The 15,850-nt window shown below is 70.6% G+C and carries 13 protein-coding genes and 2 pseudogenes; 8 read left to right on the top strand and 7 right to left on the bottom strand.

The window, feature by feature from the left end; all coding sequences use genetic code 11:
• Positions 1–2: 2 nt before the first annotated feature.
• The gene (gene ligD, locus LN251_RS31070) at positions 3–983 is read left to right on the top strand and encodes a non-homologous end-joining DNA ligase (RefSeq protein WP_458247483.1); all 981 of its coding nucleotides are present in this window, start codon (positions 3–5) and stop codon (positions 981–983) included.
• Between the two features lie 316 nt (positions 984–1,299).
• Positions 1,300–2,235: a hydroxymethylbilane synthase gene (gene hemC / locus LN251_RS31075; protein ID WP_458247484.1), complete on the top strand. Its 936-nt coding sequence runs from the start codon at positions 1,300–1,302 to the stop codon at positions 2,233–2,235.
• Between the two features lie 12 nt (positions 2,236–2,247).
• Here the strand turns inward: hemC and LN251_RS31080 are convergent, their stop codons facing one another.
• The 4 genes and pseudogenes from LN251_RS31080 to LN251_RS31095 form a co-directional block, all read right to left on the bottom strand.
• Positions 2,248–2,769 (bottom strand): hypothetical protein, encoded by a 522-nt coding sequence (locus tag LN251_RS31080; RefSeq protein WP_058927361.1) that lies wholly within the window; start codon positions 2,767–2,769, stop codon positions 2,248–2,250.
• Positions 2,770–2,963: 194 nt separating this feature from the next.
• A complete protein-coding gene (locus tag LN251_RS31085) occupies positions 2,964–3,818 on the bottom strand; it encodes an ABC transporter permease (RefSeq protein ID WP_458247485.1) in 855 nt (284 codons plus the stop codon).
• A pseudogene (locus tag LN251_RS31090) lies at positions 3,778–4,660 on the bottom strand (ATP-binding cassette domain-containing protein). The gene LN251_RS31085 and the pseudogene LN251_RS31090 overlap by 41 nt, the downstream one beginning before the upstream one ends.
• Positions 4,657–5,109, bottom strand: coding sequence for a MarR family winged helix-turn-helix transcriptional regulator (locus tag LN251_RS31095; protein ID WP_458247486.1), 453 nt, complete (start codon positions 5,107–5,109; stop codon positions 4,657–4,659). Before LN251_RS31095 ends, LN251_RS31090 begins: the two are co-directional and overlap by 4 nt.
• Positions 5,110–5,369: 260 nt before the next feature.
• Here LN251_RS31095 and LN251_RS31100 point away from each other — a divergent pair, with 260 nt between their 5' ends.
• Positions 5,370–6,164, top strand: a complete 795-nt coding sequence (locus LN251_RS31100) for a SigB/SigF/SigG family RNA polymerase sigma factor (protein WP_458247487.1) — start codon at positions 5,370–5,372, stop codon at positions 6,162–6,164.
• A gap of 36 nt (positions 6,165–6,200) precedes the next feature.
• On the opposite strand, the gene LN251_RS31105 is transcribed toward LN251_RS31100, so the two are convergent.
• Positions 6,201–6,521 carry an ANTAR domain-containing protein gene (locus LN251_RS31105; RefSeq protein ID WP_458247488.1) on the bottom strand — a complete coding sequence of 107 codons (321 nt, stop codon included), beginning with the start codon at positions 6,519–6,521 and terminating at the stop codon, positions 6,201–6,203.
• Between the two features lie 195 nt (positions 6,522–6,716).
• Here LN251_RS31105 and LN251_RS31110 point away from each other — a divergent pair, with 195 nt between their 5' ends.
• Positions 6,717–7,517 (top strand): VOC family protein, encoded by an 801-nt coding sequence (locus tag LN251_RS31110; protein ID WP_458247489.1) that lies wholly within the window; start codon positions 6,717–6,719, stop codon positions 7,515–7,517.
• 3 nt (positions 7,518–7,520) lie between these two features.
• Here the strand turns inward: LN251_RS31110 and glgX are convergent, their stop codons facing one another.
• Positions 7,521–9,668, bottom strand: coding sequence for a glycogen debranching protein GlgX (gene glgX, locus LN251_RS31115; protein ID WP_458247490.1), 2,148 nt, complete (start codon positions 9,666–9,668; stop codon positions 7,521–7,523).
• Positions 9,665–10,168: a hypothetical protein gene (locus tag LN251_RS31120; RefSeq protein ID WP_058927355.1), complete on the bottom strand. Its 504-nt coding sequence runs from the start codon at positions 10,166–10,168 to the stop codon at positions 9,665–9,667. Before LN251_RS31120 ends, glgX begins: the two co-directional genes overlap by 4 nt.
• A gap of 243 nt (positions 10,169–10,411) precedes the next feature.
• On the opposite strand from LN251_RS31120, the gene LN251_RS31125 reads away from it, so the two are divergent.
• From LN251_RS31125 to LN251_RS31140, 4 genes and pseudogenes are all read left to right on the top strand, one after another.
• The gene (locus tag LN251_RS31125) at positions 10,412–10,663 is read left to right on the top strand and encodes a DUF5133 domain-containing protein (protein WP_058928620.1); all 252 of its coding nucleotides are present in this window, start codon (positions 10,412–10,414) and stop codon (positions 10,661–10,663) included.
• 119 nt (positions 10,664–10,782) lie between these two features.
• Positions 10,783–12,751, top strand: a pseudogene (locus LN251_RS31130) (alpha-1,4-glucan--maltose-1-phosphate maltosyltransferase).
• 25 nt (positions 12,752–12,776) lie between these two features.
• Positions 12,777–14,495, top strand: a complete 1,719-nt coding sequence (treS, locus tag LN251_RS31135; protein ID WP_458247491.1) for a maltose alpha-D-glucosyltransferase — start codon at positions 12,777–12,779, stop codon at positions 14,493–14,495.
• 28 nt (positions 14,496–14,523) lie between these two features.
• Entirely contained in the window at positions 14,524–15,846 is a 1,323-nt protein-coding gene (locus tag LN251_RS31140; protein ID WP_458247492.1) for a maltokinase N-terminal cap-like domain-containing protein, read from the top strand.
• Positions 15,847–15,850: the final 4 nt, after the last annotated feature.

Consider the following 15,850-nt stretch of genomic DNA (forward strand, 5'->3'; position numbering starts at 1 on the left):
CCGTGACCCTCCCCCTGATCCCGCCCATGCTCGCCACGCCGGGCACACTTCCGCCCGCGTCGCAGGACGCCCGCTGGGCCTACGAGACCAAGCAGGACGGCCAGCGGGTCGTGGCCTACCTCGAAGGGAACGGCCGTGTGCGGCTGCGCGCCCGGTCCGGGGAGGAGATCACCGGCGCGTATCCGGAGCTTCGGGAGCTCGGCGCGGCGCTGGGGGCCACCGCCGCGGTGCTGGACGGGGAGGTGCTGGCGCTGGACGAACACGGTCGTGCCGACTTCCAGTTGCTGCAGTCCCGGATGGGCCTCGCACACGCGCCCGCGCGGGCGGCACGTCAGGCCGCCAAGGTGCCCGCTCACCTGGTGCTCTTCGACGTGATGCACCTGGCCGGCGAGAACCTCACCGCTCTGCCCTACGTCCGGCGCCGGGGGCTTCTAGAGGAGCTGGGGCTCGACGGGCCCTTCTGGTCCGTGCCCGCCGCCCTCGTCGGGCACGGACGGCAGGCGCTGAGCGCCACCCGCGAGCACGGCATGGAGGGCCTGGTCTGCAAGCGGCTGGACTCGGCGTACGAACCCGGGGTGCGCTCCCGGGCATGGATCAAGATCCGCAACATGCGCAGCGAGGACGTCGTCGTGGGCGGCTGGCTGGCGGGCAAGGGGCGGCTGTCGGGGCTGCCCGGTGCGGTCCTGGTGGGACAGCGGGCGGCGGGGCGGCTGCGGTACGTCGGCGGGGTGGGCACCGGCTGGAGCGAGGCCGAGCGCGTCCGGCTCGCCGGGCTGCTGCGGGATGCCGGGACCCCCGTGTGCCCCTTCGATCCCGTCCCCTCGGTGCCCGGCGCCCACTGGGTGGTGCCCCGGCTGGTCGGCGAGGTCCGCTACAGCACGCGGACCCGCGCCGGAATGCTGCGCCAGCCCTCCTGGCTGCGACTGCGCCCGGACCTGACCCCCGAGGAGGCGGCGGCGAACTTCCCGGACGACCTGCTCTGACCCGCCGTCATGGCCGGCTCATCGAACACCCGGCGGCAGTGGCTCCTGGGCAACCGTGGGCATTCCAGAGGCAGACAAACGAAACCGTGTGCGTGCGGGCGGCGAGCCGCGTCCGACTCCCGCCCGCACGACCCGGGTTCACCGCCGCGGGCGCCGACCGGGTGGGACTGCGCAGGTGGTGGCTTCGCGCCAAGGCGACGGCGGCAGCCGGTGGCCGATCCGGGCGGCTGCGGCGTCGGCCCCACGCCTGTGTGATGCGCGCCCGAATGGGCCGGTACCGTCCGGACGCGCCCTTCGGGGGGTCTATCGTGTCCGCATGTCCGTCCCCGAAATGATCCGTATCGTCTCCCGCGACTCGCCCATGGCGCTCGCCCAAGTGGAGCGTGTCCGCGCCGAGTTGGCGGCCCTGCACCCCGGTGTGCGCACCGAGGTCGTGCCGGTGAAGACGACCGGCGACAAGTGGATGGGCGTGCTGTCCCAGGTGGAGGGCAAGGGGGCGTTCACCAAGGAGGTGGACGCCGCGCTGCTGGCCGGCCAGGCCGATCTCGCGGTGCACTGCGTCAAGGACGTTCCGGCCGACCGGCCGCTACCGGCGGGCACGACGTTCGCCGCGTTCCTCAAGCGCGACGACGTCCGCGACGCCCTCGTCCATCCGGGCGGTCTGACGCTGGACGAGCTGCCGGAGGGCACGCGCATCGGCACCTCCGCGGTGCGCCGCGTCGCCCAGCTCGCCGCCAGCCATCCGCACCTGGAGTGCGTGCCGTTCCGCGGCAACGCCAACCGGCGGCTGGCGAAGCTGGAGGCCGGCGAGGCGGACGCGCTGCTGCTCGCGGTGTCCGGCCTCGAGCGCATCGGACGCCAGGACGTGATCACGGACGTTCTCTCCGTGGAGACGATGATGCCGCCGATCGGCGCGGGCATCCTGGCCCTGCAGTGCCGGCAGGACGACACCGATCTCATCGACGCGGTCAGCGGACTCGGGGACCCGGACACGCGTCGTGAGGCGACGGCGGAGCGCATGTTCCTGCATGTGCTGCAGGGGCACTGCAACAGCCCCATCGCCGGATACGCGCGCGTGGAACACGGCGGCGAACTGTCCCTGCGGGCCTGCGTGTTCACGCCCGACGGCAAGACGCGGCTGAACGCCCACGAATGGGCCGGCCGGCTCGATCCGGCCACGCTGGGCACGTCGGTCGCCGTGGCGCTGCTGCGTCAGGGTGCCCGCGAGATCATCGACGGCATCCCGCACTGACGCGGGCGCGGATCAGGCGGTGCCTTCCTCCGCCTGTTCGCGCAGGAAGGTGCTGACCTGGTGGGCCAGGACGTCCCGCGCGGAGACCGCGTGGGCGCCCACCGTCTCCTCGTGCAGTCCGATACCGCCGGCCCACAGCCGGCGGTCGGCCCACTCCTCGTCGACACGCAGCTGGATCTGCACGTCGACCTGGCTCAACGAGGCCTCCGGGCCGGCCGCGAACAGCACGGCGGTGGCCCGGCGCAGCGGATAGACGTCGAAGCCCTCGATGAACTGCGAGTTGCGCCAGTCGATGAACGCGGCCTCGCCGTCAGGGCCGGTCCGCACGTCGATCTGACCGTCCTCGAGGTGGATGGTCGAGGGCCGCTCGCCGCGGTTCTCAACGGTCACGCGGACGCAGAAGTAGGTGAGGCCGGCGGCCGCGTCGTCCCGGCCGCGCGGCGGCTCGGCGGCTTCCAGACGGTGGACGCGGACACGCAGACCGGCATGCTCGTCGTACTCCTGCCAGTCCCCGACCACGTTCGGCTCGTACACAATCCACCTCTTCGACCTCAGAGAGCTGCTTCCTATCTGTGTGCTCAGCGCACTGTCAAATGAGCAGAATGCGCTGTGGCCAGCGAATTCATCCCCTTTGATCACTGATCAAGCCGTGCGCAGGAACAATCGGCGAAATGTGCCACGCACTCCTGCGAGGGGGCGTGCCGCACATCACGTTCCGAACGGTGTGATCAGCGGGCGAGGCGACCGAGCAGTGAGGAGGCGGCGGTGATGCCCAGCGCGGCGGACACGAGGAGCACCGCGAGGTCGAGGGCGACGTGCGCGTGGGTGCCGAGGAGGAGGCCGCGCAGGGCGTCCACTTGGTAGCTCAGCGGGTTGAACGTGCTGATCGCCTGGAGCCAGGCGGGCATGACGGACACCGGGTACAGGGCGTTGGAGCCGAAGAACAGCGGCATGGTGATGGCCTGTCCGATGCCCATGAGCCGGTCGCGGCTGAGGACCACGCCTGCGATGGTCATGGACAGGCAGGAGAAGAAGGCGGACGCGAGGACGACGATGGCCGCCACGCCGAGGAGTTTGAGCGGGTTCCACGTCAGCGCCACGCCGAGAAGGGCGGCGATCACGATGACGACGACGGCCTGGATCAGCGACTTCACGCCCGCGGCGAAGGCCTTGCCGGTGATCAGCGCCGAGCGTGGAGTGGGCGTCACCAGGAGCTTGTTGAGGATGCCGGCGTCGCGCTCCCAGATGATCTGGATGCCGTAGAAGATGGCGATGAACATCGCGGACTGGGCGATGATGCCGGGTGCGAGGTAGTCGACGTAGGGGATGCCGCCGGTCGGGATCGCCTTGATCCGGGTGAAGGTCTGGCCGAAGATCAGCAGCCACAGGGCCGGCTGCACGGCGCGGGTGTAGAGCTCGGTGCGGTCGTGGCGCAGTTTCTGCAGTTCGACGGCGCACATCGCCGCCACGCGGGCGGGCAGCACACGCCAGCCGGCACGGGGCTGGGGCGGGCGCAGCAGCAGGTCGATGCCGTCGGCGCGGTCAGCCGACGCGGTGGGCGGTGCGGCGGGTGCTTCGGACATCTCGAAAATCTCCTGACGTGTCGTCGAGGCCGCTGCCGGCGACGTCGCGGAAGACGTCCTCCAGGGTGGGCAGGGTCTCGGTCCCCCGGCGTTCGGCGAGGCCCTGGCGCAGTTCGTCCGGGGTGCCGAGGGCCCGGATGCGGCCGCGGTGCATCAGGGCGACGCGGTCGCAGTACTGGTCGGCCTCGTCCATGTAGTGCGTGGTCACCAGCACGGTCATGCCGGTGGCGTCCCGTACGGCGTTGACGTGCTCCCACACGCCGGTGCGGGCGATGGGGTCGAGGCCGATGGTGGGCTCGTCGAGGATCAGCAGCCGGGGCGCGCTGACCAGGGCCTGGGCGAGTTCGAGGCGGCGGATCATGCCGCCGGAGTAGGTGCCGGCGAGCCGGTCGGCGGCGTCGGTGAGGTCGACGGCGGCCAGGGCCCTGCGCGACCCGCTCGCCGCGTTCACGGCGGGAGACGTCGAAGACGCGGGCGAACAGGGCGACGTTCTCGCGTCCGGTGAGACCGGCGTCGGCGGAGAGCTGCTGGGGCACGTAGCCGAGCAGGCGGCGTACGGCCATGCGTTCCTTGGCGGCGTCGTGGCCGAAGACCCGGACCATGTCGGCGGGGACCGGAAGCAGGGTGGTGATGCAGCGGATCGCGGTGGTCTTGCCCGCTCCGTTGGGGCCGAGCAGTCCGAAGACCTCGCCCTTCGCGACCGACAGGTCGAGGCCGTCGACCGCGCGGGTCTCGCCGAACTCGTAGGCGAGTCCGGTGCAGGTGACGGCGTCGGCCGGTGCGCTGCCCGCGCCGCCTGCGGCGTCCACCCCCGCCTGGGGTGCGCCCGCGTCGTTCGTCATGACTCCTCCGCCTCCTCGTGCAGGTTCCCGGCGAGCTTGCGCAGCGCGGGGACGGCGGCGCGCAGCGCCTCCCGGTCCGCCTCGTCCAGTCCGGACAGTCCGTCACGGACGAGTTCTCCGCGCCGTTTGCGCCATTCGGCAATCCGCGCCTCGGCGGTGGGGGTCGGCAGGAGCCGGGCGGCCCGCCGGTCGGCGGGGTCGGTCTCGCGGACCAGGTAGCCCTGCCGGGACAGCTGGTTGACCAGTGTGGACACCGAATTGCCCGCCAGGCGGAGGTCCTTGGCGGCGTCCGAGATGCCGATGCCGGGCCGGGACACGACCAGGCGCAGCAGTTCGGCCTCGGCGCCGCGCACCTGCGGGGCGATCTGCCGGCGCAGCCTGCGCCTGAGGAGCCGCTGGAGGCCGACGAGGGCGTCGACCAGTTCGTCCGGGAAGGTTTCCGAGTCCACGTTCCCACTTTTACCTCTGTAGCAGAGGTAATGAACCCAAGGGACGGTCAAGCCCCACGGCGACCCGCGCCACGTCGCACCACACGTGGACGGAATGCCCTTTTTGTTTCGGATGTGCCCACTCCGGGCATGTGCACTGAGTGCTTCGGACAGGAGGCACGTCCGTGGGAGCCGGCCGGGTCCCGGATGTCTTCGCTGGTCCGCCTCCGTTCCTCCCATGGTGTCTGTCCACCCGGCACCGCCCGAGGGAGGTGCGCGCGATGCGCGTCACCACCGGTAGAAACAAGCCCCACCCGCACGACGACGCCCCCGACACGGCCGCGTCCTTCCGACGGCTGGCAGAGCTCCCCGACGGCCCCGAGCGCAAGGCGCTGCGGGACGAGCTGGTCCGGGTCTGGCTGCCCATGGCCGAGCGGATCGCCGTCCGCTTCAAGGGGCGCGGCGAGACCCTCGAGGACCTCTATCAGGTCGCGGCCCTCGGTCTGGTCAAGGCCGTCGACCACTTTGACCCGGCCCGCGGGCACGCCTTCGAGGCGTACGCGGTGCCGACCGTCACCGGCGAGATCAAGCGGCACTTCCGCGACCACATGTGGACGCTGCACGTGCCCCGCCGGGTCCAGGACCTGCGCAACCGGGTCCGGCAGGCCACGAAGGAGCTGTCCCAGACCATCTCAGGCCGGCCGCCGACCGTCGCCGAGATCGCCCTGCACACGCGGCTGAGCCAGGACGAGGTGCGCATCGGCATGGAGGCCCTGGAGTGCTTCTCCGCCCTCTCCCTCGACGCCGAGATGCCCGGCACCGACGGGTACGCCCTCGCGGACGCGATCGGCGGCCCCGATCCGGCGTACGACGTCGTCGTCGACCGCGTGGCGGTCGCGCCCTGCCTGCAGGCACTGCCCGAGCGTGAGCGCACCATCCTCTATCTGCGGTTCTTCCGCGGCATGACGCAGAGCCACATCGCCCAGCACCTCGGCATCTCGCAGATGCACGTGTCCCGGCTGCTCAGCGGATGCTTCGCCCAGTTGCGGGAGGAACTCCTCGCCAAGACCGGCTGAGCGCCGTGCCCGGCGGCCCCGCGCGGACCGAAGCGGTCACTTCTCCGGTGGCTCCCCCGGGATCTGCGTGGGGCCGAAGCGGTCCAGCGCGTCTTCCAGCTCCGCCCGTATCTCCTCGGGCATGACCCCGCTGCGGCCCCAGATGAGGATGAGCTCCGCCACGTTCCGCAGCTTGATGTTCGTGTGCTGGGAGACCTCTTTCAGCACCTGCCAGCCCTCGTCGGGTCCCACGCGGCCGAGCGCGACGACCATGCCGATCGCCTGATCGACGACGGCGTGCGAAGCGACCGCCTCCTTGAGCTGCTGCACTTCCTCCTGCAGTTCGAAGATCCGGTCCGAGCCCCCGTTCGTGGGCATCGCCACCTCCCAGGCGCCTGTTCACAACGCTGCCGGTCACCTCCATGGTCGCCACTCCCGCAGGCCCGCGCCACCGGGCTCGTCAGCCGTTTCGCAGCCCTGGCGGGGGTACTCGGCAGGCGCACGGGGCGATTCCGGCCGGACACTGGTGGCAGACCGGTGACGGCCCGTCGACGAGACCAGGACGCGACTGCCATGAACGACGACACGACACGCCCCGCCACCACCGAGGTGGTCTCCTCGCACTCCGTGTTCGGCGCACCCTGCTGGGTGAGCCTGACCAGCCGTGATCTCGACGTCACCGAGGACTTCTACCGCGCCGTTCTGGGCTGGCGGCTGCGCCCCGCCAAGCTCGGCGACCGCTTCCGGATCGCCATGGTGGGCGACACCCCGGTGGCGGGAATCGGAGCCGTTGCCTCCATGTGGCAGATGGCCGTGGCATGGACCCCCTACTTCGCCGTGCCGAGCGCCGACGAGGCCGCGGCCCGTGCCCAGGAGCGCGGGGGCACGGCGGCCGTCGGACCGCTCTCCTTCCCGCCCGGCCGGGCGGCGCTGCTCGCCGACCGGGACGGCGCGACCTTCGGGATCTGGGAGGGCGAGCTGTTCTCCGACTGGGAGAAGTGGCGCGCGGCCGCCCCGGCCTTCATCCGGCTGCACACCCGCGACGCCTTCGACGCCGCCATCTTCTACGGCGAGGTCCTGGACTGGGCGACCGAGCGCCCCGGCTGCTGCGAGGTCCGCTACGAGGGCGGCGAGGTGGTGCTGCGCAGCCAGGGCGCGATCGTGGCCCGCATCGAGTCGGGTGCGCTGGGGGCGGCCCCCGACCCCACCATTCGGCCGCACTGGCAGATCCACTTCGCGGTCGAGGACGTGACGGCCTGTGTGCGGGCCGCGGAGCGGCACGGTGGCAGCGTCCTGTCCAAGGGCGGCGACGAGGCCGTGCTGCGCGACACGGACGGCGCGCAGTTCACGGTGACCTCGCGCAAGGAGCGCTGAGCCTCAGCGGGCGGTGCGCGAGGGCCGGGTCAGCAGGACCAGGCTGCGCGCCTCGACGGTCGTCTGCGCGCCCGCCTTGTGCTCGGCCTCGTCCGGGGGCCCCTGCGGGATCGCGGTGTCGAGGACTGTCGTCCACCGTTCGCCGTAGGAAACGTCAGGCAGCACGAACTCCACCGGCTCCCAGTAGCTGTTGAACAGCAGCAGGAAGGAGTCGTCGACGACCGGGCGGCCGCACGGGTCGGGTTCGACGATGGCGTCGCCGTTGAGGAACACCGCGACGGAGTGCGCGTCGCCTCGCCGCCAGTCCTCCTCCGTCATCTCCCGCGCGTCCGGCGCCAGCCACACCAGGTCCGGGAGCGGCTGGCCGGCGTGGGTCGCGGTCTCGCCGCGGAAGAAGCGCCGCCGGCGCAGCACCGGGTGGGCGGCGCGCAGCCCGATGACGTACCGGGTGAAGTCGACCAGTTCGCGTTGGTCGCCGGTCAGCCGCCAGTCGATCCAGGAGACCTCGTTGTCCTGGCAGTAGGCGTTGTTGTTGCCGTGCTGGGTGCGGCCGAGTTCGTCGCCGTGGCAGAGCATCGGAATGCCCTGCGAAAGCAACAGTGTGGCGAGGAAGTTGCGCTGCTGGCGGGCGCGCAGTTCCAGCACGCCGGGCACGTCCGTGTCGCCCTCGGCGCCGCAGTTCCAGGACCGGTTGTCGCTCTCGCCGTCCCGGTTGCCCTCGCCGTTGGCCTCGTTGTGCTTGTCGTTGTACGACACCAGGTCGCGCAGGGTGAATCCGTCGTGCGCGGTGACGAAGTTGACGCTGGCGCGCGGGCGGCGCCGATTGTGCTGGTAGAGGTCGGAGGAGCCGGTCAGGCGCAGGGCGAACTCGCCGAGCGTGTGTTCCTCCGCGCGCCAGAAGTCCCGTACGGCGTCACGGTACTTGCCGTTCCACTCCGACCACAGCGGTGGGAAGTTGCCCACCTGGTAGCCGCCCTCGCCCACGTCCCACGGTTCCGCGATGAGTTTCACCCGGCTGATGACCGGGTCCTGCTGGATCAGGTCGAAGAACGCCGACAGCCGGTCCACCTCGTGGAACTGCCGTGCCAGGGTGGCCGCGAGGTCGAAGCGGAAGCCGTCGACGTGCATCTCGGTCACCCAGTACCGCAGCGAGTCCATGATCAGCTGCAGCACGTACGGGTGCCGCATCAGCAGGCTGTTGCCTGTGCCGGTGGTGTCGTAGTAGTGCCGCCAGTCGCCGTCCACCAGACGGTAGTAGGAGGCGTTGTCGATGCCGCGGAAGGACAGGGTGGGGCCCTTCTCGTTGCCCTCGGCGGTGTGGTTGTAGACGACGTCGAGGATCACTTCGAGGCCGGCCGCGTGCAGCGCCTTGACCATCGCCTTGAACTCGGTGACCTGCTGGCCGCGGGTGCCGTGGGCGGCATAGGCGTTGTGCGGGGCGAAGAAGCCGATCGTGTTGTAGCCCCAGTAGTTGGACAGGCCGCGGTCCTGCAGCACGCCGTCCTGCACGAACTGGTGCACCGGCATCAGTTCGACGGCCGTCACGCCCAGCGCGGCCAGGTGCTCGGTGACCGCGGGGTGGGCGAGACCGGCGTAGGTGCCGCGCAGTTCGGCGGGGACGTCGGGGTGGGTGCGGGTCAGTCCGCGGACGTGGGCCTCGTAGATGACCGTCTCGGCGTACGAATGCTGCGGCGGCCGGTCGTCGCCCCAGTCGAAGGCCGCGTCCGTGACCACGCCGAGCATGGTGTGGCCGGCGCTGTCGGCCCGGGAGCGGCCGTGCGACGCCCGTTCGAAGAGCGAGGCGTGGTTGTCGACCTGGCCGTCCACGGCCCGGGTGTACGGGTCGAGGAGCAGCTTCGCCGGATTGCACCGGTGGCCCAGCTCGGGCTGCCACGGCCCGTGCACCCGGTAGCCGTAGCGCTGGCCGGGGCCGGCCTTCGGCAGGTAGCAGTGCCAGACGAAGCCGTCGACCTCGGCCATCGGGACGCGGCGCTCGGCGCCGTCCTCCTCGACCAGCACCAGTTCGACGTGTTCGGCGACCTCGCTGAAGAGGGCGAAGTTGGTGCCCTCGCCGTCGAAGGACGCTCCCAACGGGTAGGGGTGCCCGCTCCACACGGGCACCCCTGCCTTGCGGCGGCGCTTCGCGGTCACCGGGCGGCCTCCAGAACGCCGCCCGACTCGCTCGCGAGAGCCGCGACCGGCACCTCGCGGGGCACTTGCAGCACCTCGCGCAGGCTGGGCGCGGGGGCCACGGGGACCAGCGGCACACGTTCGCCGGCGCGGGCGCGCTGCGAGAACCAGATGACCTTGCAGCCGGTGTCGGTGGCACAGCACCCCCAGCCGTCGCTCATGACGGCGATGTGCTCCAGGCAGGCCCGCAGGTCCTGGTCCGGGCGCAGTTCGCAGTCGTTCTCCCCGATGGCGGTGATCAGGTGCTGACCGTTCCACCACAACTCGATCGACGTGTTCTTGTCCGTGGCGTGTTCGTCGATGGCCTTCAGCAGCAGCTCGGCGCCGCGGCAGACCGGCTCGACCAGTGTTTCCAGGTCCCAGAGCCTGAGGTGTGCGGCCAGGATGCGCCTGACCTGTCCGACCCGCTCCGGACTGACTTCCACGTCGAGGTGGTAGTAGCAGGGCACTGCGGTCTTCATCTTCGTTGGCTCCTCACCGGCGAAGCTCCCGCTCCTCCTCGTCCCGGGCGGGACGGGGCCACCGAACGCGGAGCGTGAGCACTGATCGCTTCTGAGTCACCTCAAGCGTGAGAGCGGTACGCCATTCGTGCAACACGAGCGCGTTGTTGAAGCCCCAACAAGACGTTGCGTGGCCATACATGCACCATGTGTGAAGACCTCTCTCTGCCCGTGCTCGTCACATCCCGGAAGGTGAACGGCGTCATGCTGCTACCGGCCAAAGCCGAAGTGGCCCGGCAATTGCGGCGGTACCGGGCCTGGGAGCGCGTCATGCTCGCCTCCCCCACCGACCGCACCGTGCGGGCCACCTTCGAGGACTCCGGCTACACGCTGTGCGTGCTGATGGGCAAACGCTGTGCCCGCGAGGCCGCGGACGCCGCCGAGCGCTATCTGCGCAGCAGCCTGGGCGCCTACCTCGGGGAGCAGAACGAGCGGCCCCGGGCAGGCACCGCCTAGTTCGGAGGTCCGCCGTCGGCGGACCGGCATGACCCGCGGGGAGGCAGGTCCTTCCGGCGCGGCTGGAAATCCCAGATCGGGCGAACGGCCCGGTCCTGAGCACGGCGGAGGCGAGACCCATGAGTTCGATCCCGGCCATCGGCCGAATCCCGGTGCGTGATGTCCGCCCGGTCGTGGAGTGCGGAAGACGTCCGGCGAAGGCGGTCGCGGGTGAGACCTTCGAGGTCACCGCGACCGTCTTCCGTGAGGGCCACGACGCGGTCGCGGCCAACGTCGTCCTGACCGATCCGGAGGGCACGCACGGCCCGTGGACGCCGATGCGCGAACTGGCCCCCGGGACCGACCTGTGGGGCGCGGAGGTCACGCCCATCTCCGAGGGCCGGTGGACCTACCGCGTCGAGGCCTGGAGCGACCCGGTCGCCACCTGGCGCCACCACGCCCGCATCAAGGTCCCGGCCGGCATCGACGTCGGCCTGGTCCTGGAGGAGGGCGCCGACCTCATGCAGCGGGTGGCCGCCGGAGTGCCCGCGGGAGCCGGGCGCGCGGCCGTGCTGGCGGCGGCGGAAGTGATGCGCGACGACACGCTGCCCGTCGCCACGCGTCTGGCGGCGGCGTTGACGCCGGAGGTGGACGCGGTGCTGGCGGCGCATCCGTTGCGGGAGCTGGTGACGGCTTCGGAGACGTTGCCGTTGCTGGTGGAGCGGGAGCGGGCGCTGTACGGCGCCTGGTACGAGTTCTTTCCGCGTTCGGAGGGCACCGCGGAGGAGCCGCACGGCAGTTTCCGCACTGCGGCGCGGCGGTTGCCGGCGATCGCGGCGATGGGTTTCGACGTGGTGTATCTGCCGCCGATCCATCCGATCGGCACCACGTTCCGCAAGGGCCGCAACAACACCCTGACGCCGGGGCCGGCGGATGTGGGGGTGCCGTGGGCGATCGGTTCGCCGGAGGGCGGGCACGACAGTGTGCATCCGCGGCTGGGCACGATGGAGGACTTCACCTGGTTCGTGGAGCAGGCCCCGGGCCCAGGGGCTGGAGATCGCCCTGGACTTCGCCCTGCAGTGCTCTCCGGATCATCCGTGGGTGCACAAGCACCCGGAGTGGTTCCATCACCGCAGCGACGGCACCATCGCCTACGCCGAGAACCCGCCGAAGAAGTACCAGGACATCTACCCCATCGCCTTCGACGCCGACATGGACGGTCTGGTCGCCGAGACGCTGCGGGTGCTGCGGGTGTGGATGGCGGCCGGGGTGCGGATCTTCCGGGTCGACAACCCGCACACCAAGCCGGTGGTGTTCTGGCAGCGGGTGATCGCCGAGATCAACGCCGCCGACCCGGACGTGATCTTCCTGGCCGAGGCGTTCACGCGGCCGGCGATGATGCGCACCCTGGCCCAGGTCGGCTTCCAGCAGTCGTACACGTATTTCACCTGGCGCACCTCCAAGCAGGAGCTGACCGACTACCTCACCGAGCTGTCCAAGGAGACGGCCGCCTATATGCGGCCGAACTTCTTCGTGAACACCCCCGACATCCTGCACGAGTACCTCCAGCGCGGCGGCCGGCCCGCCTTCGAGGTCCGCGCCGTCCTGGCCGCCACCCTCTCGCCGACCTGGGGGGTGTACTCCGGCTACGAACTGTGCGAGAACGTCCCGCTGCGCGAGGGCAGCGAGGAGTACCTCGACTCGGAGAAGTACCAGCTCAAACCCCGCGACTGGGAAGCCGCCGAACGCCAGGGCCGCACCATCACCCCCCTGATCACAAAACTCAACACCATCCGGCGGCGTCATCCGGCTCTGCAGCGCCTGCGCAATCTACGCTTCCACAGCACCGACAACGACGCGGTCATCGCTTACAGCAAGACCGCGGGCCAGGACACGATCCTCGTTGTCGCCAATCTGGACCCCCACCACACCCAGGAGGCCACGGTCTCGTTGGACATGCCGCAACTCGGCCTGGAGTGGCACACGTTCATGTCCGCACGCGACGAACTGACGGGTGAGACCTATCACTGGGGCAGGGACAACTATGTGCGGCTCGAGCCCGGGCGGACCCCGGCCCACGTGCTCCACATCCAGAGGTCGTCGGCGTAGTCACCTATCGGAGGGCCAGAGCCTCATGACTGTCAACCAGCCCGTCCAGGACACTTTCGAGGACACCCCCGCCAAGGACAGGGACCCGGAGTGGTTCAAGCGCGCGGTCTTCTACGAGGTCCTCGTCCGCTCCTTCCAGGACAGCGACGGCGACGGCGTCGGCGACCTCAAGGGCCTCACCGCCAAACTCGACTACCTGCAATGGCTGGGCGTCGACTGTCTGTGGCTGCCGCCCTTCTTCCAGTCACCGCTGCGTGACGGCGGATACGACGTCTCGGACTACACGGCCGTCCTGCCGGAGTTCGGCGACCTCGCCGACTTCGTCGAGTTCGTCGACGCCGCCCACCAGCGCGGCATGCGGGTCATCATCGACTTCGTCATGAACCACACCAGCGACCAGCACCCGTGGTTCCAGGAGTCCCGCAACAATCCCGACGGCCCCTACGGTGACTACTACATGTGGGCCGACGACGACAAGCAGTACGGAGACGCCCGGATCATCTTCGTCGACACCGAGGCGTCCAACTGGACCTTCGACCCCGTGCGGGGCCAGTACTTCTTCCACCGGTTCTTCTCCCACCAGCCGGACCTCAACTACGAGAACCCGGCCGTCCAGGAGGAGATCCTGGCCGCGCTGAGGTTCTGGCTAGACCTGGGCATCGACGGCTTCCGCCTCGACGCCGTGCCCTACCTCTATGCCGAGGAAGGCACCAACTGCGAGAACCTGCCCGCCACTCACGAGTTTCTCAGACGCGTCCGCCGCGACATCGACGCCCACTACCCGGACACCGTGCTGCTGGCCGAGGCCAACCAGTGGCCCGAGGACGTCGTCGACTACTTCGGCGACTACCAGTCCGGCGGCGACGAGTGCCACATGGCGTTCCACTTCCCCGTCATGCCACGCATCTTCATGGCCGTACGCCGTGAGTCCCGTTATCCCGTGTCGGAAATCCTTGCCAAGACCCCCGCGATCCCGTCGAGCTGCCAGTGGGGCATCTTCCTGCGCAACCACGACGAGCTGACCCTGGAGATGGTCACCGACGAGGAACGCGACTACATGTGGGCCGAGTACGCCAAGGACCCGCGGATGCGCGCCAACATCGGCATCCGCCGGCGGCTGGCCCCCCTCCTCGACAACGACCGCAACCAGATCGAGCTGTTCACCGCCCTGCTGCTGTCCCTGCCCGGCTCGCCGATCCTGTACTACGGCGACGAGATCGGCATGGGCGACAACATCTGGCTCGGCGACCGCGACGCCGTCCGCACCCCGATGCAGTGGACACCGGACCGCAACGCGGGCTTCTCGTCCTGCGACCCGGGGCGGCTCTACCTCCCCACGATCATGGACCCGGTCTACGGCTACCAGGTCACCAACGTCGAGGCGTCGATGTCGTCGCCCTCCTCGCTGCTGCACTGGACCCGCCGCATGATCGAGATCCGCAAGCAGAATCCCGCGTTCGGACTGGGCACCTTCACCGAACTGCAGTCCTCCAACCCGGCGGTGCTGGCGTTCCTGCGCGAGTACAAGGACGATCTCGTCCTGTGCGTGCACAATTTCTCCCGGTTCGCCCAGCCCACCGAGCTCGATCTGCGCGAGTTCGACGGCCGGCACCCGGTGGAGCTCATCGGCGGCGTGCGCTTCCCCGCCATCGGCGAACTCCCCTACCTGCTGACCCTCGCAGGCCACGGCTTCTACTGGTTCCGGCTCTCCCGAGTCGCATCCCGCATCGGCCGACGCCTTTGAACGTGCGCCGAGGAAAGGACGCGTCACCATGCCGAAGACCGCATCACTGAGTCCGAGACAGGCCGTCGTCACCGATCCCATGGCCTCGCTCGACGGGCTGCTGCGCGAGTGGCTGCCCAGGCAGCGCTGGTTCGCGGGCAAGGACCGGCCGGTCACCGAACTCGACCTGCTGTCCCTGACCGAGGTGTTTCCGGGCTGTCTGCATCTGCTGGTGCAGGCCGGACCGGACTGCTACCAGCTGCTGCTCGGCGTACGGGAGCATGTCTCGCCGCGTCTGGGCCGGGCTTTGATCGGCAGGGCCGAGACCGGTCCGCTGGCCGGCCTGACGGTGTACGACGCGCTGCAGGACCCCCGGTCGGCCCAGCTGCTGCTGGAGCGGCTGCGGTGCCCCGGCAGGTCGGGTCCGCTGCTCTTCGAGGCGGCGCCCTCCATGCCGGTGCCCGCCGGGCTTGTTCCGCGGGTCCTGGAGGCCGAGCAGTCCAACTCGTCGCTGGTGTACGGCGAGGAGTTCATCCTCAAGGTCTTCCGGCGCATCCAGCCGGGCGTCAATCCCGACCTGGAGGTGCCGGTCGCGCTGGCCGACGAGGGCTGCCGGCGGGTGCCGGCGCCGGTGGCGTGGTTCCGGACGACCTATCCGCACGAGGCGACGCTGGGAGTGCTGCAGCCCTTCCTGCGCAGTGCCTCCGACGGCTGGACGCTGGCGCTGCGCGCGCTGGCCACGGGCGACGACTTCGCCGCGCAGGCCCGCGAGCTGGGCCGGGCGACGGCGGAGGTGCACCTGGCGCTGAGCGCCGCCTTTCCCACCGGCACCCATGACGAGGGGGCGCGCACGGCCGCGGCGATGTCCGAGCGCCTGGACGCCGCCGCCCACGCCGTCCCCGCGCTGCGCCCGTACGTCCCCGGGCTGCGCGCCGCGTTCGGCGCCCTGGTCGCCTGCGACCCCGGGCCGCCCGCCCAGCGCGTCCACGGCGACCTGCACCTCGGTCAGGTCCTGCGGGCCGGCCGGGAGTGGTTCGTCATCGATTTCGAGGGCGAGCCGTCCCGGCCCCTCGCCGAGCGGCGCGGCGCCCAGTCGCCGGTGCGGGACATCGCCGGGATGCTGCGCTCCTTCGACTACGCGGCCCGGCAGCGCCGCCCCTGGCGCCCGGAGTGGGCGCGCCGCTGCCGGGAGGCGTACTGCGCGGGCTACGCCGACCGGGCCGGCTGGGACCCGCGCAAGAAGCACGGCCTGCTGCGTGCCTATGAGACCGACCGGGCGGTGTACGAGGTGCTCTACGAGGCCCGGCACCGACCCGACTGGCTACCCGTACCAATGGCGGCGATCGAGCGTCTCGCCGTAAGAGGAGGCTGACCCC

Source organism: Streptomyces sp. MAI_2237, from assembly GCF_054189285.1.